Annotated in this window: 12 protein-coding genes; 11 read left to right on the top strand and 1 reads right to left on the bottom strand. The window is 38.2% G+C overall.

From position 1 onward, the window contains the following. Positions 1-26 precede the first annotated feature (26 nt). Together V7K62_RS21680 and V7K62_RS21675 are read left to right on the top strand one after the other, a co-directional pair. Positions 27-1709, top strand: coding sequence for a GUN4 domain-containing protein (locus V7K62_RS21680; RefSeq protein ID WP_334867675.1), 1683 nt, complete (start codon positions 27-29; stop codon positions 1707-1709). A 62-nt stretch (positions 1710-1771) separates the two neighbouring features. Continuing rightward, complete coding sequence (locus tag V7K62_RS21675; RefSeq protein WP_334867673.1) at positions 1772-2203, top strand: hypothetical protein; 432 nt, start codon at positions 1772-1774, stop codon at positions 2201-2203. Between the two features lie 167 nt (positions 2204-2370). Here the strand turns inward: V7K62_RS21675 and V7K62_RS21670 are convergent, their stop codons facing one another. Beyond that, on the bottom strand, positions 2371-5940 hold the full coding sequence (locus tag V7K62_RS21670) for an NB-ARC domain-containing protein (RefSeq protein WP_334867672.1): 3570 nt from the start codon (positions 5938-5940) through the stop codon (positions 2371-2373). Between the two features lie 1184 nt (positions 5941-7124). Between V7K62_RS21670 and V7K62_RS21665 the strand changes: the two genes are divergently transcribed. The 9 genes from V7K62_RS21665 (at position 7125) to V7K62_RS21625 (ending at position 25466) form a co-directional block, all read left to right on the top strand. Beyond that, positions 7125-8138, top strand: a complete 1014-nt coding sequence (locus V7K62_RS21665) for a DUF1702 family protein (RefSeq protein WP_334867670.1) — start codon at positions 7125-7127, stop codon at positions 8136-8138. A 94-nt stretch (positions 8139-8232) separates the two neighbouring features. Next, the gene (locus tag V7K62_RS21660) at positions 8233-10092 is read left to right on the top strand and encodes an NAD(P)/FAD-dependent oxidoreductase (RefSeq protein ID WP_334867668.1); all 1860 of its coding nucleotides are present in this window, start codon (positions 8233-8235) and stop codon (positions 10090-10092) included. Positions 10093-10409: 317 nt separating this feature from the next. Next, entirely contained in the window at positions 10410-11516 is a 1107-nt protein-coding gene (locus tag V7K62_RS21655; protein WP_334867666.1) for an ABC exporter membrane fusion protein, read from the top strand. 146 nt (positions 11517-11662) lie between these two features. Further along, positions 11663-12817, top strand: a complete 1155-nt coding sequence (gene devC / locus V7K62_RS21650; protein ID WP_334867664.1) for an ABC transporter permease DevC — start codon at positions 11663-11665, stop codon at positions 12815-12817. A gap of 27 nt (positions 12818-12844) precedes the next feature. Further along, positions 12845-13576, top strand: coding sequence for a DevA family ABC transporter ATP-binding protein (locus V7K62_RS21645; RefSeq protein ID WP_334867662.1), 732 nt, complete (start codon positions 12845-12847; stop codon positions 13574-13576). 800 nt (positions 13577-14376) lie between these two features. Further along, entirely contained in the window at positions 14377-14889 is a 513-nt protein-coding gene (locus tag V7K62_RS21640; RefSeq protein WP_334867660.1) for a TetR-like C-terminal domain-containing protein, read from the top strand. Between the two features lie 452 nt (positions 14890-15341). Further along, positions 15342-18467 carry a type I polyketide synthase gene (locus V7K62_RS21635; RefSeq protein WP_334867658.1) on the top strand — a complete coding sequence of 1042 codons (3126 nt, stop codon included), beginning with the start codon at positions 15342-15344 and terminating at the stop codon, positions 18465-18467. A gap of 14 nt (positions 18468-18481) precedes the next feature. Then, positions 18482-23545 carry an SDR family NAD(P)-dependent oxidoreductase gene (locus tag V7K62_RS21630; protein ID WP_334867656.1) on the top strand — a complete coding sequence of 1688 codons (5064 nt, stop codon included), beginning with the start codon at positions 18482-18484 and terminating at the stop codon, positions 23543-23545. 76 nt (positions 23546-23621) lie between these two features. Then, the gene (locus V7K62_RS21625) at positions 23622-25466 is read left to right on the top strand and encodes an NAD(P)/FAD-dependent oxidoreductase (RefSeq protein WP_334867654.1); all 1845 of its coding nucleotides are present in this window, start codon (positions 23622-23624) and stop codon (positions 25464-25466) included. Positions 25467-25474 lie beyond the last annotated feature (8 nt).

Raw genomic sequence — 25474 nt, 5'->3', positions numbered from 1 at the left:
TATTTATACTTTTGAAAATCAAGGTCATGCTCACTAAACAGCAAAAACAACTAATTACTTACGAAGTTATTTCAATTTACGAACGAGCTTATCAATTACCTGTCCTAAAAAATAACGCTCTAAAAACAGTTCAAAAAAAAATTAGAGAACGTCAAAGATTAATTAAAGAAGGTGTGCGATATCATCATCAATTTGGGGGGATAATTAAGCGAAAACAAGAAATGAGCCAGGGAGAGATTTTTAACGAAATCCAATTATTCATTAAGGACTACAGTCATATTATTGATTTTTTAGAACATTATAAGGATAGTTATCATGATTTTTTATTAAACCTGATGGATGACTTAAAAAAGTTATTCCAACAAAAATATTTAGAAATAAAAAGTTTAGAAAATGAAAGAAGAAAATTAGAGCTAAAAAATCATAAAAATCAAAAAATACTTGATGAGCTAACATGGGAAAAGCAAGAAAATTTTAAAGCAGTTTTACTGTTGAGCAATGCTTATTTTTTAATGTTAGAAAAAATCAGATTACTTGGTGAAGGAATTAAAAGCCTTGCAGAAGATACCAAAAATCAAAAAGAAATTGTTCAGCAAATCGTTAAAGATTTAGAAGTACATCAAGAGATTTACGAATATCAAAGAAAAGCCTATAAGATTCGTCAAGAAATAGCGAAAATTGCCCATACAGCAATCAACTTTGAAAATTCTTTACAAGATTACTTTAGTCCCTTTCAATCTTTAATAGATGAAATCGTAAAAGTAGATGAATATTTTTACGCAACTGTCGGAGATATTAAAAATCTAGGGGATAATATTTTAAAGTATCAGTCCAATTTATTTAACCTTGAAGAAAACGAGGCAATTTCTGAAACTTTTCTCGATTTTATGGTGGCAAGTTATGATAAAAAAGCTAGGCTGAAAGATGCTTTTATTCAATCTCAATTATTAGATTGGCAAACCCATAATTTTGATTTGAGCGAAAATGGCGTCTTTTTAGACAAAGGCATTGATTTAATATCAAACTATATATCCAAGCAACTCACCGATCAAAGAAAAGTGCTAGGCATAGCAGAAGTAAATTTTGCCTCTACAGCACCTCTATCTGCTGTTGGAAAAATAGGATTGATGGGACTGAATAATAACAATGTTACGTTGACAAAAGAATTTCCCAGCAATGAAAATATTGATTATACCCAATTGCGGGATCTCCTGGCGCAGCATAAATGGAAGTCAGCTGACATTGAAACCACTAAATTAATGCTAAAAGTCATGAAGAAAAATTATTGGAATGAAGTTTATAAGGAAGATATTGATAATTTTTGTTGTCAACACCTCCATAGGATTGATCAACTTTGGGAACAATATAGTTATGGTTATTTCGGCTTCAGTATTCAGCAAACTATCTGGAGCGAAATGGGTGGTCAAGTAGATTATGAAACAGAAAAGAGACTTGGCGATCGCCTTGGGTGGCGAAAAGAGGGAAACTGGTTAGACTATGAGCAACTAACTTTTAAATTGTCCCCGATGACAGCGATGGGACACTTACCAGCCAAATGGTTACACTATGACCAAGATAGCTTTGATTTATCTCCAAAATCATCTACAGAACACCTTTCAATGGGAGCTTGGCGGGTAAGGTCTTGGTTAGTTTGGCAGATGCACTTATTCTTTTCTCGTACAAAAATTTGTAACGAAATTTTTCTATAAATTAATCGCAGATTTATTAATAATAGGAAAAATTAGAGCGAAAGCTAACCTTGAGGATAAATATGAGTAATAGTAAGCATTCTGATATAGAAATAGAAATTTTACTTTTGGGGAAATGGCGTTTTGATACGCATTCGGAAAAAATCACTATTGAATTTAAAGATGATATGACTTATGAGCAAACCAGGATTCAAATACTGCTTTTCTCTAAACCTAAAGAACTTCTAACAGGTAATAAATTTGCTGGGGTATGGTACGTAAGTCAAAAAAAATTGCATTTAAATATTAGAAGTATGCCAAAATCATTTTTTAATTTAAAAATACCATTAGCTTTTAAGATTTCTCTTGCAGATATAGTAGCTACTTTAGGTTCTGTGTTTATACCAGAAAATTATGAAGTTATTAGAATTAATAGTTCTAAATTTTTCATCAAGGATCAAGAGCAATCAATTATTGGGACAAAATTAAATAATACTAGAACACCGATTCAGTAATGGATAAACGAGAGCAAAATCAAGCTGACACTAATTCTGTATGAAGAAACAACAGCAATCGTCAGAACGAGGATTTAGATTTATCAAAGATCCTTAATTTTTTGCGGATAGTCTTTTTGTGAAAAATCCAGACAGAGTAGAGACAATTCGATATTAGTGGGATCGGTTCAGTCAATCAAAATTTCAGGAGATACATCTTTTATAGATATTAAAAGCTTTGAATCAACTGCTCCTAAAGCTTTTAATGTAGTCTTTCGATCCTCTGTTATACCAGTTGTACCTATAATATTTGTGCCTTCATAAGGTCTATTGCTTCTCAAAGTTTTTAAGCATTTAGAAGTTGAGATATCCCAAAGTTTTATTGTTTCGTCTTCACTAGAACTAACTAATATTTTCTGTTGATGACTGTAGGCAAGTGACCAAACTAATTTGGTATGTCCTAACAATGTTTCTACACAGCTATTTGTTTTGATATTCCAACAGCGTACTGTTTGATCTCCACTGCCACTCACTAGCGTGACATCATTTAGAAAAACTAGTGAATATACACAGTTGATGTGCCCCTGTAAGGTTGCTATACATTTACTGGTATTAACATCCCAAAGTTTGATTGTTTGATCGCTACTACCACTTGCAAGGATAGAGCCATCAGGACTAAAGGCAACTGACCAAATTCCACCGATATGACCCGATAAAGTTGCAATACAGTGACCAGTGCTAATGTCCCACAATCTTACTATTTGGTCAAGACAACCACTAGCCAAAATTTTACCTTGAGGATTAAAGGCAACTGACCAAACTCGATTAGTATGTCCTTGCAAAGTTTGAACGGCTCGACCAGTGTCCACATTCCACAATTTTACTGTTTGGTCATCGCTGCTGCTTGCTAGCAAAGTACCTTCAGGATTGAAGGATACTGAAATAACCCGATTACTATGACCAGAACAAGTTTTGATGCATTCACCTGTTTTTAAATCCCACAACTTCACCGTTTGATCTTCACTACTACTTGCAAGGATACGGCCATTTGGACTAAAGGCAACTGATGTGACTCGATTACTATGCCCATGCCAAGTTTCAAGACATCGACCACTAGCAGTGTCCCACAACTTCACTGTTTGATCTCCACTGCCACTCGCAATTATATCACCTTGAGGACTAAAAGCAACAGACCAAATGCCATTACAATAACCCTGTAAACTTTTGAGACACTGGCTTGTATTGATATCCCATAATTTTACTGTTTGGTCATCGCTGCCACTGGCTATTACGCCAGAATTTAGATTAGAAGCAACTGACCAGACTCTACTGCTATGTCCTCTTAGGGTAGTAATACAACTACCAGTGTTGATATCCCATAACTTCACTGTTTTGTCATCGCTACCACTTGCAAGCATACGGTCATTGGAGACAAAAGTAACTGAATTTACGCAATCAGTATGATCTTGCAAAGTCCGAATGCAACGAGTAGTTTTGATATCCCATACTTTGATCGTTTGGTCATGACTCCCACTAACAAGAGTTTGACCATCTGAACTGAAAGCAATCGACCAAACCTGACGGGTATGTCCTTCTAATATCTTAATGCGATTACCAGTTTTAATATCCCAACAATATATTAGATGGTCATCACTCCCACTAGCAAGAATATTACCACAAGGACTAAAGGCAACTGATGTAACTCGATTACTGTGTCCCTGGAAAGTTTTCAAACATTTACCTGTGTTAACATTCCATAATTTTACCGTTTTGTCATCGCTACCACTTGCAAGTGTGCCGTTATCTGAACTAAAAGCCAATGACCAGATGCCACCGTTATGGCCATACAAAGTCTTTAGACATTGGCTCGTACTCACATCCCATAGCTTGATTGTTTGGTCAACACTGCCACTAGCAATAACTGTACCTTGAGGGTTGAAGGTGACTGGCCAAACCCAATCTGTATGTCCTTTGCAAATGATTATTAGCTTTCCATCTGTAACTTCGTACAAACGAACTTCATTATTAGTATCACCTGTGACTAAAAGTTCTCCATTGGAGCTAAAGACTACAGAATGAATACCACCAATAGTATCTGTAAAAACACACTTAGATAAGTTAGCATTTTGAAGATTTACATCATGTAAATTTACACTATGCAAATCTGCTTGCCAGATATTTAAATCAGAAAAATCATAACCATTTAAATTAGTTTTCAGATGACAAAAGAGATTTAAAATATTACCAGCTGTATACCCTAATTTTAAAGGAGATTCATTTTGTAACTTGACAATAATTTCCTTCAAATGGTTTTCAATATTTGTTTTTTTGCTGAAAACAGTAAAAAGCTCATCTATGATAGGCTCAAGAATGAAACGAATTTGGGCATCTCTAATGTAATCCTTTGCTGTCGCCTTTAAAATAGCATGGGAGCTAAAAAGCTTGATGTCTTCAGTAATAATTTCTTTGCAAATTTGTTCTCTAAATGTACGTGTCACATACTCCATTACTACCGGTTGTAAAGTAAAAAATGATGCGCTTCTCTCTAGTAGCGATCGCCGCCCAAGAGACTCTAAAGCCTCAAACAGTTTTAATTGCAGTCCGTTTAATACAAAATCAGATTTTAATTCTGATAGTGTAATTGAGTCGCGATTGATCGCTAACCAGTACATTACACTCTTTTCTAAATCTGACAAGCGTTCAAATTGTTGATCTAATAGTTCATAAATATCACCAAAGATACCAGTTTCTTGTTTAAAAAACTCACAAACATCACCATCAAATAAATCTTTAATAGTAGTAGCAACTACTTTCAAAGCCAAGACATTTCCGGCGTAGTGATTGATTAAGGTTGATAGTTCAGATGGCGTACCAGATAATCCTTTTATTTTCAGGATTTCTTGTCCATCTTCACATTGCAAACCATTGATTCTAAATGAACGAACGGGTAATGTTTCTCCTTCCAGCAAAACTACTTCTTTAAGTTTTTCTCGACTAGTGATTAGTAAGCAGCTTTGATGAGGTACTTCCCCTACTTCTTTGAAAAACTGACCGTACTCTTCATATCCTTTAAGATATTGTCCAGAACGATTACCACTAGCTAGAATTGACTCTATATTATCTAGTATGATTAGACAACGGTGTTCTCGTATATGACTGATTAACCGCGATATTTTTTCACCTGTAGTTTTTGATAAATTAGCTTCTGTTTCTCGTTCTTGATATAAAAATTGATTCAGTTTTGTCAGAATAGTATTGATAGGTGGAGCATCTCGTAGTGATTGCCAAATAACATACTCAAACCGATCTTGAATCTGTTTAGCCAGTTTAATAGACAGAGTTGTTTTACCTATTCCTCCCATCCCCAAAATAGCCACTAACCGACAGTTATCTTTAAGGAGCCACTCCTCTAATGTTGTCAGTTCATCTGTACGCCCATAAAAAATTGAAACATCAATTGCTTCTCCCCAGTCTTGGTACTTGCTGGCGACTGCATTAGAATAGCAATTTTTACTAAGTACTAAGTTAAAAGAAGTGAAAAATATTTCCAGTGTCTGTTTGTCTACCCCTTCTTGACGAGCAAGTATTTTCGCCACAGTACTTGGATTTAATCCAGCGCGATCGCTTAATTCTTCTAGCTTATATCTATCTCCATAATTATCGTGAAGCTCCAAATCCATTTTCACTTTCTGAAACTTTTGCCATCCTTCTGGGGTAAGGATGACACCACGTTTGCGCTTCTGCTTTTGTGAATTCATTACTTGTATAGAATATATAAATCTCTAGTAACTACTAAAAGCAACGATAGATATAGAGGTATTATACTTAAGTGCTACACTTGTCACTTAAGCTAGCTTTTGTAAATTATTTTAGTCTTGAGATTTTGTACCCGTTCAGTGGCGTAGCGTTACCCAATTACCTCACTTACCCCCGTGTACGGATACGAGATTTTTGTACTTGAGGAAAAAGTACTTAGTTACTTAAGTACTTATGAGAGTATCAAAAAAAAAATTAAATGTCAAACAATAAAAACAATCAGATTTTGCTAAAAATTTGGCTGACTCACATCTTGCACCTGACCGAACAAACCGGTAAAAGCCAAATAAAGAGTACTAAAATATGACGGTAGATGAAGAACAACACTAAGTATAGTTAAGTTATGAAGAAAACTAAAATTCATCATAATATTACGTATAGAGTTCAAAAACCATAAAGTGCAGGGATGAGGCAAAGCGTCATCTCATAGTGCGATCGCTTACGGTGAGACATCTCCCCACACAAGAAATTATTCGTACAGTTCGCAACCAAATATTAGACACATTTTGGTTAAACTCAAGAACTGATAAGCGTTGCGCCTGAGGGCGCAACGCGAGGGCACCGACATTTTATTACGAGGATTGGACTGAAAAGCGCACATATTTCAGCAGAAATTTTTTATCAATTTATATTTATAGGTAGAGTAAACAGAGCTAGGCATACTGTCTGGGTGTGGCATTTCCCCGCTTGGCGACGGGAGTCTGAAAGTTCCACAAAAGCTTCTACAATTGCAGCCTGAGTCATGAGAATAGATGCAATCTATTTGCTGGCGTTGGGTTTTAGCATATAAACCTCCATATTTAGAATCAAATAGCCCTGTATTTTTATCAGTTAATAAATATCCTATTTTATCGAAAGATATTCTCTTGTAAGTGCTTTTTACATCTATTAATATGACGAATGTAGTTAGCTGAATGAGCAAGGCACAAAGGTTTTAGAACATCTTTGATTCTTTCTTTTTGACCTCAGTCAGAATAGCTGCCTTGTCTGCACTTAAGACAAGTTAGAATTCAGAACGTTCCAGATTCATGACTAAAGTTTTTTAATAATTTTCTATTTTTAATAGGAATTTGATAGAAAAATTTAGGTCACAATTTCAGTATTTTATGAAGTAAAGGATAAACCAATGGCACTTACTTGGGGATTTTTGCGTAGAACTTTATTTGGTGTTTCGCTTGAAAACATTGATCAGCTTTGGATTAACTTTCCAGGAGATTCTACTGAAGCACAACGTCACTTAAAGCAGATTAGTTTTACCTTCATTAATGGGTGTAATGCAGCTATTGAACTCGGTAACACAGATGTTCTCGTTAGTCAGTTAGAAGCTATTCAACCCAATTTACGGGGATTTGCCTATGAAGGAGCAGGAATGGGTTTGGCCCTACTTGATTACCTCAGCCCTTGGGGAGAAAACAGATTAGAAAACTTTATTAACACTGCTGGAGCAAAATATTCGCATTTAGTACATATAGGAGTTGGTTTTGCAATTGTTGGTTTAAAACGAGGAATCAAGAAATCTTTAGCACCATTAGATCCTCTACAACGTTGGTTGGCGATCGATGGCTATGGTTTCTGTTTAGGAATGAATCATTGGCAACATTTTGTAAAAAAAGCCATTGTTCCTAAAGGACTTACTGGTTATGCTTATCGAGCTTTCGATCAAGGATTAGGACGAGCGATTTGGTTTTCACTAAGTGCAGATATCATACGTATTTCAGAACTCGTTAATTCTTTTCCTCTATCACGTCAAGCGGATCTTTGGAGTGGTATTGGTTTTGCTAGCATCTATGCTGGTGAGGTAGATAGCGATGCTCTAGAATTATTGAAAAAATCTTCAGGAAAGAATCAACTAGACTTAGCTCAAGGTGGTGCTATGGCAGTAAAGTGTCGGCATGTAGCAGGTAATCAAACTTCTTACACAGCCTTAGCATCTTCTGTATTGTGTGGAATGCCAATTGAAGCAGTAGTTAAGGTTGTTGATACAACATCTCTAGGATTACCATTTGACACTGAAGCTTGGTTTGAAAATCCAGCTTATGAAGTATGGCGGCAGCGTATTCAATTTCAATTCAATAACTTGCTAGTACAGAATGCTGAAAGAGTCCTAGTAGATATTTCTAACAACGGCGTGAGATGTTAATCAAGTGAGTGAATGTGTCCAACAAAACTAAGTTAGTGATGATCTTGATTGAGTCACTAGTGTTCAATAAACTTTAATGATTTAGGAATAATCCATGAGTACAGTAGATAGTTATGATGTGGCCATTTTAGGTACTGGTATTGGCGGAACAATGCTAGGTGCAATTCTAGCTCGAAATGGTCTTCGAGTAGTGATGATTGATGGAGGTAATCATCCAAAATTTGCAATTGGAGAGTCTACAGTTCCAGATACCTCTATTAAAATGAAGTTGATGGCTAGCCGATTTTCAGTTCCTGAGATTGGGTATCTTTCTAACTTCTATACTCTTCGCGATCACATCAGCACAGGAAGCGGGGTTAAGCGGGGTTTTAGCTTTTTATATCATCGAGAAAATCAAAAACAGCAACCGCAAGAATCGAATCAACTTCCTACATTGACTGCACCTTTTGGCCCTGATTGTCATTGGCTACGTCATGAAACCGATGCCTATATGTTTGCTACAGCTGTAAAATACGGCGCTGTCGCTCATCAAAATACTCGTATTTCTGACATTAGTTTTGATGAAAAGGGTGTATATTTACAAACCAATAAAGATAAGAAGTTTTTCTCACGTTACTTAGTTGATGCTTCAGGTTTTAATTCTCCATTGAGTAAGCAGATGGGTTTATGTGACAGTGAACCACGTTATAAAACCAATACCCGTAGTTTGTTTACCCACATGGTGAATGTCAAGCCTTATGACGAGCTTGCTTCAGCAAAAACTGTATATGGGTTTCCTTATCCATTTTCTCAAACAACTTTACACCATTTCTTTGAGGGTGGATGGTTCTGGATCATTCCCTTTAATAATCACTCAAATTCTACCAATCCTTTGTGTAGTGTTGGACTGACCTTGGATAGAAATATCTATCCAAAAACTGATCTTTCTGCTGAAGAAGAGTTTAATAAATTTATTCAACGCTTCCCATCAATCGTCCAGCAATTTGAAGATGCTAAAAGTGTTCGTGAATGGATTTCTTCTGAGCGTCTTCAATATTCTTCAAAACAAATAGTAGGTGATAGATGGTCTCTTTTACCCAGTGCAGCAGGGTTTATTGATCCACTTTTTTCTGGTGGATTGTCAGTTACATGTGCTGCAATTACAAAACTTAGTGATTATCTACTTAAAGCATGTGTAGATAATGATTTTTCTCGACAACGTTTTCTTCACTACGAAAAGTTGGTAGAAGATGCTCTCACCCATCACGATCGCTTGATTTCAAGTGCTTACTCCTGTTTTTCTAAAGGCTTCGATCTTTGGAACGCTTGGTTTCGTGTTTGGAGTCTTGGTAACATCCTTGCAGCTCAAGGTCAAATTCGATTGTATTGCAAGTATTTAGAAACACAAGATCCTGCTTACTTAGCAGAGGCTGATCTACCACCATACAATGGAGCATTGGCAAGCGGTTTAAAAGAATACAAAGCTCTTTTTGATGCCGCAGTTTCGGAAGTAGAAGCTATGCAAGAAGAACGTCAATCATCAGAGGAAACAGCAAATCGTATTTTTAAATTGTTTGAAAATATTGAGATTGCTCCAGCCTATCTTAAGCTATCATCGCCATCATCCCGTTGTCCTATAACCTTTACAGTTCCATCTGCTTTACGCTTACAATTTTGGTTTAGAAGTTTAGGCCAGCAGAAATTACATCAGTACTACAGTGATTTCAACTTGTTAGTACTTATTCTGGAGGTGATGAGGTATGCTTGGCGTCATACCAAAAAATATACACAGACATTAATCTCCTTTCCAAGAGACCTCTTTATCACTTGGAATCATGATTGGCAGAATACAAGTAAAGCCTCTGGCGTAAATATAGCATCCGATGAAATTTCTAGGATTTCAAGTAGGATTAATCAGAACAAAAATGTGCAATTGCATTTAAAATCGGAAACAAATGAAAGTTTCGGAAGCTAGTTCTGTTGCTTTTTAACGCTAATTTAGTGCAAATCCCCTACTTTTTAGATTATGGGGATTTGCAAAATCTTTAAATCCATACTTAATATCCTTATCTTCGCTGACAATTTTTCTAGATAATATAACATGAACTCAATGCTCCATAAATTAGGCTAAAGACAACATATTAGTCTGTATAAATCCTATTTTATTTTTGAGCAGAACTCAATAAAGTATATGTTCTCTGTTAAAAGCTCCCTAGTTGAATTAGTAAGTTCATAAATTTATATCTTACACTTTTCCGTCGTCGATAACAGAAAAAAATTGAGGACTTCCAGATGACACACGAATCGATTCCGAATAATCAAATCGGTTTTAAAAGAATAATTCACCGATTTTCCATCTTAGTATTTGGTGTCTCTTTAGCCGTTGGTACAGTTACTATTTATAAACTTTTACGTTCTCAGCAAGTTTCGCAACAACCGTTACCAATCCCTAAACAAAATGTTGTTCCTCAAGTCATCAATGTTAGTGCTTTAGGAATTCTAAAACCAGAAGGAGAGGTAATTAAGGTGTCTGCACCAACCCCAGTTGTAGGACAAGGAGCAACAATATCTCAGTTATTTGTAAAAGATGGGGATGTTGTGCCTAAAGGTCAGGTAATTGCAGTTTTAGATAATCTTGAGCAAAGTCAAGCAGCTTTAGTTGCTGCTAAACAGCAAGTTCAAGTTGAACGAGCCAATTTCGAAAAAGTGAAAGCTGGAGCAAAAGCTGGAGATATTCAAGCACAACAAGCAATAATTTCTCGCTTGGAAGCGCAACTAAATATTGATCAAAAAGAATTTGAACGTTATCAATATCTTCACCAAGCTGGTGCTATTTCTGCCTCACTTTTAGATAGTAAACGTTTAGCTGTAGAAACAGACCGCGAACAAATAAACCAAGCTAAATCTACCTTGGTAAGTATTTCTGAAGTTCGTCCCACTGATGTGCAAGTAGCTCAAGCTCAGGTAGATTATGCAATCGCGGCTGTTAAACAAGCGCAAGCAAATCTCAACTTATCATATATTCGTAGTCCAGTAAACGGTGAAGTACTAAAAATTCATACACGGGCTGGTGAAAACATTATGAATCAAGGAATTTTAGAACTTGGTCAAACTACTAAAATGATGGCAGTCGCAGAAGTTAATGAAGACGATATTGGGAAAGTGCGTTTAGGTCAAAAAGTTACTATCACCAGTAACTATGGAGCTTTTTCTGGAAAGTTGCAGGGAACCGTTATTAATGTTGGAAAAAAGGTTAGTAAACAAAATGTGCTTGATACAGATCCATCGGCAGATATGGATGCCAGAATTGTGGAAGTAAAAATTCGCCTGACTCCAAAAGATAGCAAACTAGTTTCGGGTTTAACTTATGCCAAAGTGGTTGTGAAGATTAATATTTAGAAAATAAAATATTAATCTTCAAGGATTTGAGAACAAAACTAATTTTTGAGTGAAGGGATATAATTATCAATTAGATATTTATCCCCAACAGCACAATGAGTTTTCTAAATAATTAGATATAAACAAGGATTTGAGGTGAGATAATTATGGCTCGAAAAACATCTCTAGCATGGTTACAACTAACCAGAAAAAAAATGCGCCTATTTGTGGCACTGGCTGGAATTGGATTTGCAGATATCCTGATGTTTATGCAAATGGGTTTTAATGAATCTCTTTTTGAAAGTGCCGTTAGTTTTTATAAAAACTTAGACGGCGATATTGCTTTAATCAACCCTCGCTCTACATCAGTAGTTGATATGAAAACCTTTTCTCAAAGAACTTTATATAAATCTCTGGGATTAAATGGTGTAAAGTCTGTAAATCCCGTATATTTTGGTTTTACTAGTTGGAGGAATTTACAGAATCGTCAAGTTCACAATATATTTATTGTTGGCGTCAACCCTAATAATAATGTTTTGAAAATTCCAGACATTGAACATAATATTGATAAAATCAGCTTATTAGATGTGGTTTTATTTGATAGAGGTTCTCGAAAAGAATTTGGAGATATTGTTGATGACTTCAATCAAGGAAAACAAATTACAACAGAAGTTGGTAATCGGAGAGTTAAAGTCGGGGGAGTGTTTGAATTAGGAACATCATTTGCCATTAATGGCACAATAGCCACAAGTGATTTAACTTTTTTACGTATATTTAAAAATCGTCAATCTGGCCTAATTGATATAGGCATGATTTCTTTAGAGCCAGGAGCAGACAAAAAAATTGTTTTAGAACAATTAAGAAAATATTTACCTAAGAGCGTTAAAGTTTTATCCAAAGAAGAACTATTTGAGTTTGAAAAAGATTACTGGCACAGTAGTACACCATTAGGATTTATTTTTGGTTTAGGTATAGCTATAGGTTTTTTTGTTGGAACTGTTATTGTCTATCAGATTCTTTATACAGAAGTTTCCGATCATCTACCTGAATATGCAACTTTAAAAGCAATGGGATATACAAACAATTATTTATTGTTTGTGATTCTGAGAGAAGCTTTGATCTTAGCAATCCTTGGTTATATACCTGGATTTGGTTTTGCTATTTTTCAATATAATTTAGCTAGACAAATTACACTTTTACCTATGATTATGACTATTGATATAGCCTCAAAGGTATTAATTCTCACAGTATTAATGTGTTCGATTTCTGGTGCGATCGCAGTACGAAAACTACAATCAGCCGATCCAGCAGATATTTTTTAGTAAAGTTGTATTTTTTCGCTAAATCTTATGATGACAACACCAGTTATTGCGATTAAAAATCTTGATCATTATTATGGTCGAGCCGCATTAAAAAAGCAGATTTTATTTGATATCAATCTCCAAATTCAAGCCGGAGAAATTGTTATTATGACTGGCCCATCAGGCTCAGGTAAAACAACTTTACTGAGTTTGATCGGTAGCTTACGTTCTGTGCAAGCAGGTAGTCTGAAATTTCTAGGTCAAGAACTCTACGGAAGCAGTCAAAAACAACTGGTGCAAGTCCGTCGCCAAATAGGTTATATTTTCCAAGCTCACAACTTACTAGGATTCTTAACAGCTCAACAAAATGTCCAGATGTCGTTAGAACTAAACGATAACCTCTCTCAGCAAGAAATACGTGCTAAATCTGAAGCGATGTTGCAAGCAGTTGGTTTAAGTCAACGTATTAACTATTATCCAGAAAATCTTTCAGGAGGACAAAAACAAAGAGTAGCGATCGCCAGGGCTTTGGTTGCTAAACCTAAATTGGTTTTGGCTGACGAACCTACAGCAGCTTTAGACAAAAAATCGGGTCGTGATGTTGTTGAACTTATGCAACAGCTTGCTAAAGAACAAGGTTGTACTATCCTGATTGTTACTCATGATAACCGTATTCTAGATATCGCCGACCGTATTGTTCGTATGGAAGATGGGTATTTAGCCCAAAATACCAATTTAATGGATGAGGCTGATAAAGTAGGTGTGACTGTAACAAACTAGTAGACTACATCTGCAAATAAAGCTACCATTCCAAATCTGGTATTTGATTATTCTTAGCAAGAGTTAACATCCTTCTGTATAGCCATCTTATCTAATTTGTGAAAATTGAGATATAGCGGTTCTCAGTTGAGTGAGATACAAGAACCCCACCCCCAACCCCCTCCCCGCAAGCAAGGAGGGGGCTATGACGTACCTCATTTAGGAAACGCTATATTCAGATCCTCGACTTCTTCAAGAAGTCGAGGATCTTGTTGTTTACGAACGATTTAGGAATACTATTTGATAACAAAAAGAATCTCCTATCTTTTCTAAATTTTTTTTATTGTTATTCTGAATAGTATTCATTAAACTATTTATAAAAGCAAGCAAGGATAAATGAGAATATCCAAAGATATCCTCTCTATATCTTAGAGGGCGTTTGAAAAGTCCTCTTGTTGGTATCAAAAGTTCTAGATCCCTCTAAATCCCCCGATAAATTGGGGGACTTTGATTCCGGTTCCCCCCTTTTTAAGGGGAGCCAGCGCGGTCTTCTCTACGAGACGCTGCGCGATGGGGTCTCCCCAAGTGGAGCGACTGGCGTGGGTTAGGGGGGATCTAAAAGTGCCTAAAGTCATACCAAAACACTTTTCAAACATCCTCTTAGTAAATTGGTTGAGATTTCAATAAAAATAAAATAGTTCCATTGGCAATTTATAAATACCATCGGTTAGGTAATCTGTCCAACCTCTTTCGGCTTTGGAACTATCGAAAATTGGACATTCCTGATTCAAGCAACACAATCATAAGGAGAAAATAAAGCAATGAATACACAAATGACTCAAGCAAAAGACCAAATTTCTACTACAACTTTTAGTTTTGATGTTGAAGATAAAGAAGCACTTTTAGCTGCTGTCGCAAAAGAGGGATTTTTGGGATTAATGCAAGCTCTTAAAGTTGCAATGGAACAAGCTCCCAAACATCCGCTAAGACGCTTAGAAGCCTGTGGCGTTGCTTACGTGCAATATGCAAGCAAGCATCCTTCCAATTATCGAGTCATGTTTGGAACTTTTCCAAGTGATAGCAATAAATATCCATCCCTGACTGAAGTAAGTCAGCAATCATTTTTGGGATTGGTAAACATCATTGTGGAGGGACAAGCTGCTGGAGTTATCCAATCTGGAGAACCCAGACAAATGGCATGGGTTGCTTGGTCATTAGTTCACGGTCTAGCGATGTTGTTAATTGATGGTCAATTACCATTGTCTAAGCCTGATGATATCGAAATTTTTGCTAGCTTCGTTACCCGCAAATTAGTTGAGGGACTTGGATGTTGACAAGCCTTTCAGTCAAGGCAGCTATGCTGGAGGCAGAAGGTATCTATGTTCATGTGATCGGATTATACCCATAATTAGAATGCCTTCTGGCTTCAGTCTAGTCCTGGGCGTCCTTCCTCGAATCTTCAGGGAGGCACTAACTGGCAACTGGCGTTATTAAGCTAGATCCCCACAACGAGGGAATAAAAATCTACCAGATGCAAGACAATAAACACAGATTGATTATGGATCAATACGCTTCAATTAAGGATTTGTAATGAGATTTGATGGTGTGTAGAGACACGCCATCACGCATCTCTAGATTATTCCTGATAAAGGTTTTGGTTTTATCTGAACCGGATTGGATTATGGGTTTGCTGCTAAGTTAACTCTCTCATACTCTATTTTCAAAATAAACTCCGATCCCCGATCCCTATTTTCAACGCAGGAGCTTGATATAACAAGGTAAACCAATGAAAATAACAACATCTGCAATAGAATCTTCAACTTCTAAAAATGCGATCGCCGTAGTTGGTATGGGTTGTCACTATGCTGGCGCTAATGACCTTAAACAACTCTGGGAAAATATATTAGCAAGGCGACGTCAGTTCAGACAAATACCAGATAAACGCTTACCACTATCTGAGTATCACGATCCAGATCCTCTAGTACCAGACAAAACCTATGGTACACGTGCAGGTGTGATCGATGGTTTTGAATTCGACTGGATGGGCAAGCGAATTCCCAAAAAGACCTTTGAGTATACTGATATTGTCCATTGGTTAGCTCTAGAAGTCGCTGACAAAGCTTTAAAAGATGCTGGATATACTCGTGATAGCGTTCCTACTGAACGTACAGGAGTCATTCTCGGAAATACTCTGACAGGAGAGCAATCACGAGCCAGTTCAATTAGATTACGCTGGCCATACGTGCAGAAAGTCCTGCGTGTATCTGCACAAGTGAAAGGTTTACCACAAGGAATTGTGGAAACCCTTTTAGAGACAATGGAAGGAGTTTATAAGTCTGTATTCCCACCAGTAACTGAGGATGCCCTAGCTGCTGGTCTTTCCAATACTATTGCTGGTCGGGTTTGCAATTTTTATAACTTCGATGGTGGTGGATATACGGTAGATGGTGCTTGTGCTTCTTCTCTCATAGCAATAGCTACCGCTGCTACAGGTTTAACTAACGGCGACCTTGACTTGGCATTAGCTGGGGGTGTAGATGTCAGCTTAGACACATTTGAATTAATTGGATTTGCCAAATCTGGTGCGCTTGCTACCCAAGACATGAACGTTTATGATCGCCGTGCCAATGGCTTTATTCCTGGTGAAGGCTGTGGTTTTGTGGTTCTCAAACGTTTAGAAGATGCTCAAGCAAATGGAGATTATATCTATGCAGTGATCAATGGTTGGGGAATTTCATCTGATGGTAAAGGTGGAATTACAGCACCTTCTAAAACTGGTCAAGCAAAAGCAATCCATCGTGCCTATGAAAGAGCAGGTTATAGTTTACACAGCGTTGATTTTATTGAAGGACATGGAACAGGTACACCTCTGGGCGATCGCACAGAACTAGATGCTGTAGCACTAGCCATGAGTGCTGAAGGTGAGGCAAAACCTCGGACAATCGGCATAACTTCCTTCAAATCCTTGGTGGGACATACCAAAGCAGCATCAGGTGTGGGTGGCTTTATTAAGGCGGTTATGGGTGTTAACCAGCGAATCCTACCTCCAACCGCTGGCTGTCAAGAACTAAATCCAGTGTTGGAAAAATCTGCTCTGTCTGTTTACCCTATTATCCAGGGAGAAGTCCGCAACCAAACAGAAAAGCTTCGAGCAGGCGTTTCCGGAATGGGATTTGGGGGTATCAATTGCCACATAACTATTGAATCTGGAGATGTTCCTACACCCCGGCTGAAACCGTCGATTGCTGAACAAGCATTGCTAGTTTCTCACCAAAACACAGAATTATTTGTCTTGAGTGGAGTTTCTATCGAAGCTTTACTTGAACGGACTCAAGCCGTCACAGAAATAGCAGCAGGAATTAGTATCGCTGAACTTCTAGATTTAGCAGTAAAACTTGCCAATGAAATCAAATCTCAACAGCCAGTCCGGGCTGCTTTCATTGCAGGTACGCCAGAAGAATTGCTCCAGCGCCTTAAACAACTCGAACAAATGCTCAACGATACACCTCCAGTCGTAGGAGAGGTGGTAGTTGCTTCCCAAAAAGAAGTTTGGATCTCGAATAACGTCAAACGCAGCCGAGTTGCTTTTCTGTTTCCAGGTCAGGGTTCTCAAAAGTTAAATATGGCTCGCGTCCTTGTACAACGCTACGACTGGGCTAAAGAAATAGTTAACCAAGCAAATACATATCTGGAGGAATTAGGAGTTAAGCCAGTTAGCGAATTGATTTATCGTTTCATAGAGCGTTCTGTAGATGCAGAACAGCTACAAGCATGGTCAAAACAGTTAGCACAAACTGAAGTTGCTCAACCAGCTATTTGTCTTGCTTCCTTGTTATGGAAGCATTATCTCGAACGTCTTGGTATTCAACCTGTAGCAGTCGGCGGTCACAGTCTTGGTGAACTGAGTGCATTCGCCTCAGCTGGAGCATTTGACGAAAAATCCTTGCTTTCTTTAGCAGCAGTACGAGGACTGGCTATGTCTGCGTCTGAGGAGAATGCTGGCATTATGGCTAGTTTAGGTTGCTCCTCGGAAATTGCAACACGGCTAATACAACAAGTAAATGGTTACGTAGTAGTGGCAAATATCAATAGTCCAAAACAGACTGTGATATCTGGCGATCGCTCTAGTGTGGAAGCTGTTGTCAAGCTTGCTGCTAACCAAGATATCCAAACCACTGTTTTACCAGTTAGCAATGCTTTTCATTCTCAGCTTGTCTCTAAAGCTGCGGAATATCTCCAAGCAAATGCACCAATTCCCCAAGAACTAAAAGCAACTTCCGTAGACTTGTTCTCCAGTGTAAATGGAAAGTTAGTCCAGCCAGGATTAAATCTGCGTGAACATTTTTCTCAGCAGGTCATTTCCCAAGTAGATTTTATTTCCACAGTCAAAGCGATCGCATCAAAATGCGATCTCATGGTAGAAGTAGGGCCTGGTAAAGTACTTTCTAATTTAGCTAATGCCATAACTGAACAGAAACAACCCCAGTGCTTTCCTTTAGAATCCAAGCCAGATTGCGATCAAGACCTAAACACCTTTTTAGGTAGTTTCTTTGTTCATGGTGGTGAAGTTAAATGGAATGCACTGTACGAGAACCGACTTGTACGCACTTTCGTTCCAGCTTCTCAAAAGATTTTCATCGAAAATCCATGTGAACGTCCTCTGCAAATTCCTGCTGCAAAACCATTCTCGGATATGCTAACTGCTGGAGATTTGCTGGAAATGAGACAAATACTCAACACTGAATATGAACCAGAACAGCGATCGGATTTAGCACGTCCTTGGCAAATAGAAGAAGAGTTGGAATCTATACTATCCAATTACTTTGCTGAACGTGGTTCATTTTTAGCTAATTTGATTCAAGCTGACTGGGAAAATCTACCGATTCGGGCATCCAACGACGGAGAAAATTAGGGGAAATCAAAATCATGCAGAATTACAATCATTTGTCAAAATCTTTACCAAAAGAAGAACTGATTGAGTTTCTATCGAGTTACTTTTCCCAACGTAATTCCTTTTTAGCTCGAATCATCTGTGCCGATTTACAAAGTTTGCCACACTTGAGAAATCAGCATTATTCAGCTATCCTCAATGGTAACGGTAATAACAATTCTAAAAAACTATTTAGTAGTTTACCTATTACCAACGGTAATGGTAATGGTAAGGCTAAAGCTAATGGAGTAGCTGCTTACAATGGTAACGGTAATGGTAATGGTAAGGCTAAAGCTAATGGAGTAGCTGCTTACAATGGTAACGGTAATGGTACGGCTTCTACCAATGGCAAGCATCACTCCAACACTCCTGTAATCGATAGAGAACAAGTTACTCAAACACCTAATTCTCGTCAAGATACCCCAGATGTTGAAACCGTTTTAGTAGATTTAGTGGTTCAACAAACCGGATATCCAAAAGAAATCGTTACCCCAGAAGCAAAACTTTTAGACGATTTAAATTTAGATTCCATCAAAGCGGGTGAATTGGTCACTAGTGCTGCCAGAAAATTTGGTGTAGTTGGTACAATTGATTCTGCCTCTTTGAATAACTCCACTTTACAAGAAATAGCAACAGTTATTCGCTCTGCTATGCCAGAGGAGAAGAACACACAATCGACTTCAACAACAGAGGTATCTGCAAATACAGAGTCTGTACACGAGTCAGTTGACTTAAGGCAAATGCTTTTAAAGCTAGTTGAAGAAAAAACAGGCTTCCCCCACGAAACCTTATCTTTAGAGCTACGCCTACTAGATGATTTGAATCTAGATTCTATTAAAGCAGCAGAATTTATTGCCACTGCGGCGAAACAATTTGGTGTTGGAGGTCAAATAGACGCTTCAGCGCTGGCCAATTCAACCTTGGCTGATGTAGCAGCAGTTTTTGAAAAAGTCAAAAGTCCTCAACCAAAAGTCAATCAAGCGACTGCTCCAGTTTCAACAGCAACAAAGACTCCTGAAGTATCTGCTACTAACTCTCAACAAAGTTTTCACTGGGTAAGAAATTTTGCTGTTGAGTATATCGCTCAAGCACCTGCTCTACAAGCAACAGAAAACTGGTCTCAAGCCAGAGTATTAGTTGTTGTTGATGCTTTAGAAAACCCGATAGTCAGTGCTTTGGGCAATCAACTCCTCTGTTTTGGGGCGCAAGTTGAGCAAGTCACTTACCAGCAAATTTCTGCTAACCCTGAATCTTTACCGAAAGATTTCTCTCATTATTTAGCGATTTTACCGCAAACAAGCTCTCAAGAACAGCGATCGCCTCTACCAATCAAATCAATGGTAGAACGTCTACAAAGTATTGCCACAATTGCCAAGAAAGATGCTAATACTTGCATTGCATACGTACAATTTGGTGGCGGTCGTTTTGGTAACGAAGTTCAAACAATTGATCCAGAAGTCTGTTGTGCTGCTGCATTTGCTCGCAGCTTACATTTTGAGCGGCCAGATGTGCGAGTTCGGGTAGTAGACTTAGCTCCAGAAATTGAGGCTAGCTCTGCTGCAAACTTGGTGATTAACGAAGTATCAGGAAATGAACCTATCTCTACGGTTGGCTATGACGCTAATTTAAGGCGCTTAGTAATTCAACACCGTCTTCAACAGCCGAATAGCTATACTCAACGAGCAATTTCTTGGTCAAAAGATGATGTCATCCTTGTTACTGGAGGAGCAAAGGGTATTACTGCTGAATGTGCGTTAGCCCTTGCTCAGTTCATCGGTACCAAAATGGCTTTAGTTGGCAGTTCTCCTGCTCCTCAAGATGCTACAAACGAGATTGCACGTACCTTAGAAAGGTTTGCCGAACAAGGATTAACTTGTCGCTATTACTCTTGTGACATTACTAACGCTGAAGCTGTATCTCAGTTAATTACCCAAATTACTGATGAATTAGGCACAATTACAGGAGTCATTCATGGTGCAGGTCTAAACAAACCTCGTCGGGTAGAACAGGTCAAGGTTGATGAAGTTGTGGTTGAAGTCTCACCAAAACTTCTTGGGGCTTACAATCTTTTACAGGCTTTAGCTGCAAATCCTCCTAAACTTTTGGTTGCCTTTAGCTCCATTATTGGAGTCACAGGAATGCCTGGTAATGCATGGTATGCCTTTGCGAATGAGTCTCTAGCACTTCTGTTTAAGGACTTTGCAAACAAGCATCCGACAACTCAAACTATCTCCCTCGCTTATAGTGTTTGGGGTGAAGTTGGTATGGGTGCCCGCATGGGTAGCGTCAAAAATCTAGAACGTATGGGTATCGGTGCTATTCCTACCCAAGAAGGCGTCGATCGCTTTCTCAAACTGTTTAATTACGATCCTGGAGTCTCACAAGTTGTGATCGCCGCGAGATTAGGCGGTTTAGATACTTGGTCTCCTGTGAGTTTACCGTTCTCAAAAGAACTTCGTTTTGTTGACCAAGTGCTTTATGTAGAACCCTGTGTAGAATCAGTGACTAGAACTCGTTTGAGCTTAGAACGAGACCTTTATGTACGGGATCACGTCTGGCGTGGTTCATACCTCTTCCCGACTGTATTTGGTTTGGAAGCGATGACACAAGTTACTGCTTATGTCACTGGTCAACAAAAACCTGCAATTGTCCGCCTTGAAGATATTTCTTTAAGGCGTCCTATAGTTGTTCACCCTACAGACGGAACAGAAATTGAGCTTCATGCTGAGGTTTTAGAAGTTAACGCCTATGGAGAAACACGAGTTAAAGTCGGAATCCGTACTGAGCAAAGCGGTTTTACGTCTGATCATTTTGCTGCTACTTTAGTGCTGGGTCAGCCAACACAAACAGCAAAAACGGCGTTGGAATTGGGTCAACCCCTGGATATAGAACCTTTAAAAGACCTCTACGGAGATTTGCTTTTCCAGGGTACGCGTTTCCAACGTATGGGTGCGATCTTTTCGCTGAACGAAAAAACTAGTGTTTTCCGTTCCTACGTTAGTTCTGCAACTGAGCTTTTAGCAGACAGTTTTGCTCCTGGTGAAGATAGTTACATTCTCTTGGGTGATCCCTACTTCCGGGATGTCTTACTTCAATCTGTGCAACTAACCATTCCCAAGCACATTTGTTTACCTGTGCAAATTGACCAGATTGAATTATTCCCCAGTCCGAATGCACAGGAACCATCAAGAATCGTTAATGTCGTTTTGCAAAAACTAGAAGGACGTGAGTATATCAGTGAGGTTGTTGCTTTTGATGAAGAGGGATATATAGTAGAGCGAATTACTGGTTATCGCCTGCGTATTTTGGAAGAACACTCGGAAAATCCGACAGCAGTTGAATTAGCTGATCCTGAAGCTCGCGATCGCAGCTATCTGCAAAAATTGCTCAATACTACCTTTGCAGGATTTGGTATTAATCAACCAACTGTTACTCTTGCATACGCCCCTCAACAAGAACAACAGCAAAAACATTCGCTTGTAACTCAGGCATTGCAGATATTAGGGTTAAAACCACAAGAGGAAGTAGACTTTGATCTGGAAGCAGCACTTTCTTCTGGGAAATTCACATTCAAAGAGAATAGTTCAAATGTAATCTATTTATCTTTGTCTGGTTGCGATCGCTACTATCTATGCACAGTGGGAGAAAATCCCCAAGGATGCCACATTCAACCAGTCTTAGATCAATCAGAAGATGATCAAATAAGCCAGCTAAGTAACTCTTACCGCCCACTAGTAAATCAATTAATTCAGCAGGGAGACACAACAGACAAAGCTAGAACTCGTATCTGGTCAGCAGTCGAAGCTATCCTCAAAGTTACTGATCAAGCCGAACCAAACATTAAATTCGTCGCCAAAGACAAAGACGCCATACTACTAGAAAGTCAAACTTCTTCTGGAAACTATTACGTCATTACCATACCTGTGAAGTTGACTCGTCCTCCAGAAAGAATGATTGCGATCGTTGTCCCTCAATCTCAAGAAAAAACAAATCCAACAACGCAATCATCAACTTTAACTATTGCTAAAGACAATGCTCCTCAAGGACAACCAGTTTTTGAACAAAGTTTTCAAGTCAGCTTGAGAGAAAGCGCTAGTATCAGTCACCACGTATACTTTTCACAATACTTCAATTGGATCGGAAAAATCCGTGAACTACCAATGAAAAGTATTGCCTCACAGATGTTGACAGATTTCCAAGATGGTGACTGGAGTTTATTGACTAAAACTGTTAGCTTGCGAGTAGTGGGCGAAGCAACTTCCTACGATACAATCCAAGCACGCTGCTGGCTAGGTGATGTGGTCGGTTCCTCTTTTGATACCTACATTGAGTTTTGTAAAGTGTTGCCGAATAATTCTCTAGAGCGTTTGGCGATCGCACAAGTCAAAGCAACTTGGGTAGATAAAGGCAGTAATGGAACAGCTTCATCTCAGCTATTTCCCAAATACTTCCAAGAATATTTGCAAGAATTTGGTGCTAAACAACCAGCCACTCTCAATCTCAAACAATCAACGATTCCAACTCTACCAACACTACCTGCATCTCTATCTAATCTCAATTCTGGCACTACTGTCTACCATGCTTCTTCAGACAATAACCGTCGAGGCAGATTAATCAAGTCTGAACTCTTCCAAACGACGTTAGAAGAATCAAACTTAGTCGGCAATATTTACTACAGCAACTATTTCATTTGGCAAGGTCGAATTTTAGACCTCTTCCTTTACTCAGTTGCTCCTGAGTACTTACTAACTTCTCAGCCTCAAGGGGAAATGATTTCCCTCTACAGCGAAATGAATTATTTGCGAGAAGCAATGCCTTTTGATAAAATTCGTGTTCTTCTTTATGTAGAGTCTGTTTCAGAGTGTGGAGCTAGATTCAATTTAGAATTTTTCCGCGAACAGCAAGATGGGACTACAGAAAAACTACATGTAGGACAACAAGAAGTCTTATGGATAAAGCACCTCGCTGATGGAACTCCTATAGCTACTCCTTGGCCGCAAGAATTATTGAATGCTCTTGTCGAGACATCTGCAAAGCAAGTTGCGGTACTTGCGTTCTAGTTTAAAACTACTAGCAGTAGTGTAAGCAACTATCACTACTGCTCTGATCAAAAATTCACTCAAAGAGGATACTTTCATGTACGCCACTCAATCATTAAAATACGATGTTGTAATTCTGGGTGCAACTTTGGCAAGTTTGAGCCAAGCTCGACACCTAATGCTCAACATTCCTAATATCAAAGTTGCTCTGGTTGATCTCCCTGTACAAGAATTAGAAAATGAACCTGCGATTAACGATTCCACAATTGAAATTGCCGATTTGTTTTTTTGTAAAGAATTAGGGCTTCACGATTACTTAATTGAAAACCACATTCCCAGGTCTACATTGAGCTTTCATTGGCCCAAGCTTCCCAACCAAACTACGACATTAGACGATTACTATCATATTTGGTGTAACCGACAACTTTCGATAGCTTCTTATCAAATTAATCGTCCGAAATTTGAGCAGGATTTACTGCTCATGAATGAAGCAATGGGAGCTATTGTCTACAAAGGATCTGTGGTTGATGTAGAATTAACTAATTGTGATGTTGTTAATATTGTTAAAATTCAAATCGCTGATCAAGAAATAGCACTTAAAGCCGATCATGTTATCGATGGTGCTGGTCGTCAATTTATTATTGGCCGTAAAACAGATAATCTTTTGATTGGGCCACAACATCTTTGTGGATTGAATAATGGTACAGCATGGTTGCGAGTGAAAAATGTGAATCGCACCATCTTCCATAATGGATATAGCCCAAACGAGACATCCACTAGTCGTTATTATTCCACCAATCATTATTTTGGTTATGGTCATTGGTTATGGATGACTCCTACTGATATTCCATCAAGAGAACTTTCTGTTGGTATTGTTCATTATCAAGAGGTATTACCAGCTGAGGGAATTGATACACAAGAGAAATTTCTGGCATTTGTGCAAACTAATCATAATCTTCTCTATCAACTGATTGATAGTGGTGAAGTTATCGATTTTCATTACAAGCCAAGAATTGCCTATAAAAGTAAAAAACTTTTTTCTGAAGATAATTGGTATGTCATTGGTAATGCAGCCTCTTTCTTTGGTGGCTTCTATTGTGTAGAGACTACTTTACTAGCATTTGCTGTAGAAAGTGTAACCGAAGTTATCCGAGCTAAACTTGCAGGTGAAGCAGATGTAGATAAAAAACGTTCTGCTTACAATGAGTTTAATCTTTATTATCACAACTTGATTAACCACGTCTACTACGATCATGCCCAACAGCTAGGTCATGCAAGTATTATGAGTTGGCGTATTTATCTCGATTGGATGTGGTGGTTCAGTATTCACGTACCAACTTATGCCGGAAAGTGGCATTTAAATCCCGAATTTACCAATATGTATTTGAAACTTAGCTACCAAAATATAGGAGGGTTTTGGATTGATCTATTTAAAGAATTTAAGCAGTTGGTAGACCAAGGAGCAAATATTGGCTTAATGGATCTTTATCGAGGAGATCAGTTATTTGGGGGATATCATACACCCAAATACTTCGATAATTTTCTAGAGAATACTAAATTTGAGCCTCAGCGCTGCAATGTTTTTGCTGGTGTCAAAGCTAACTTCTTTAATGCGGCAATTTGGTATGCATTATTTCAATGGAAAAGTTTTGGTTTGGCTGGTTGGCTAAATTCAAGGCATTTGTACCATTTCTTCCGACTTTTGACTGTATCAGGACAATGGGCGCTTCTAGAATTAAGTTATCGCTTTAAACTCAAGAAAGGATTATCTGACAATAGTTCCATTGAGAAGATGCGTCAAGAGTTTAAAAACTATCAATATCGACCCGAGTTACAACCTTGGAGAACTGAACAAGTTACTCAAAAAAACCAACTTTCTCAAGGTGAGTTAAACAGGAATTTAGAACAGACAAAAATTAGTGCCGCCTCAGCGAAAATTTGAGTTTCATT

The sequence above is a fragment of the Nostoc sp. genome, from assembly GCF_036917935.1.
GTDB lineage: Bacteria > Cyanobacteriota > Cyanobacteriia > Cyanobacteriales > Nostocaceae > Nostoc.
Note: the sequence above shows the minus strand (reverse complement) of the source record. Positions and strands in the feature narration are given on the sequence as shown.

Excerpts from the sequence above, each read along its gene's own strand:
- V7K62_RS21670 (WP_334867672.1), bottom strand. The coding sequence starts at position 5,940 with ATGAATTCACAAAAGCAGAAGCGCAAACGTGGTGTCATCCTTACCCCA.
- V7K62_RS21645 (WP_334867662.1), top strand. The coding sequence starts at position 12,845 with ATGATGACAACACCAGTTATTGCGATTAAAAATCTTGATCATTATTAT.
- V7K62_RS21630 (WP_334867656.1), top strand. The coding sequence starts at position 18,482 with ATGCAGAATTACAATCATTTGTCAAAATCTTTACCAAAAGAAGAACTG.
- V7K62_RS21675 (WP_334867673.1), top strand. The coding sequence starts at position 1,772 with ATGAGTAATAGTAAGCATTCTGATATAGAAATAGAAATTTTACTTTTG.
- V7K62_RS21660 (WP_334867668.1), top strand. The coding sequence starts at position 8,233 with ATGAGTACAGTAGATAGTTATGATGTGGCCATTTTAGGTACTGGTATT.
- V7K62_RS21625 (WP_334867654.1), top strand. The coding sequence starts at position 23,622 with ATGTACGCCACTCAATCATTAAAATACGATGTTGTAATTCTGGGTGCA.
- V7K62_RS21635 (WP_334867658.1), top strand. The coding sequence starts at position 15,342 with ATGAAAATAACAACATCTGCAATAGAATCTTCAACTTCTAAAAATGCG.
- devC (WP_334867664.1), top strand. The coding sequence starts at position 11,663 with ATGGCTCGAAAAACATCTCTAGCATGGTTACAACTAACCAGAAAAAAA.
- V7K62_RS21665 (WP_334867670.1), top strand. The coding sequence starts at position 7,125 with ATGGCACTTACTTGGGGATTTTTGCGTAGAACTTTATTTGGTGTTTCG.
- V7K62_RS21655 (WP_334867666.1), top strand. The coding sequence starts at position 10,410 with ATGACACACGAATCGATTCCGAATAATCAAATCGGTTTTAAAAGAATA.
- V7K62_RS21680 (WP_334867675.1), top strand. The coding sequence starts at position 27 with ATGCTCACTAAACAGCAAAAACAACTAATTACTTACGAAGTTATTTCA.
- V7K62_RS21640 (WP_334867660.1), top strand. The coding sequence starts at position 14,377 with ATGAATACACAAATGACTCAAGCAAAAGACCAAATTTCTACTACAACT.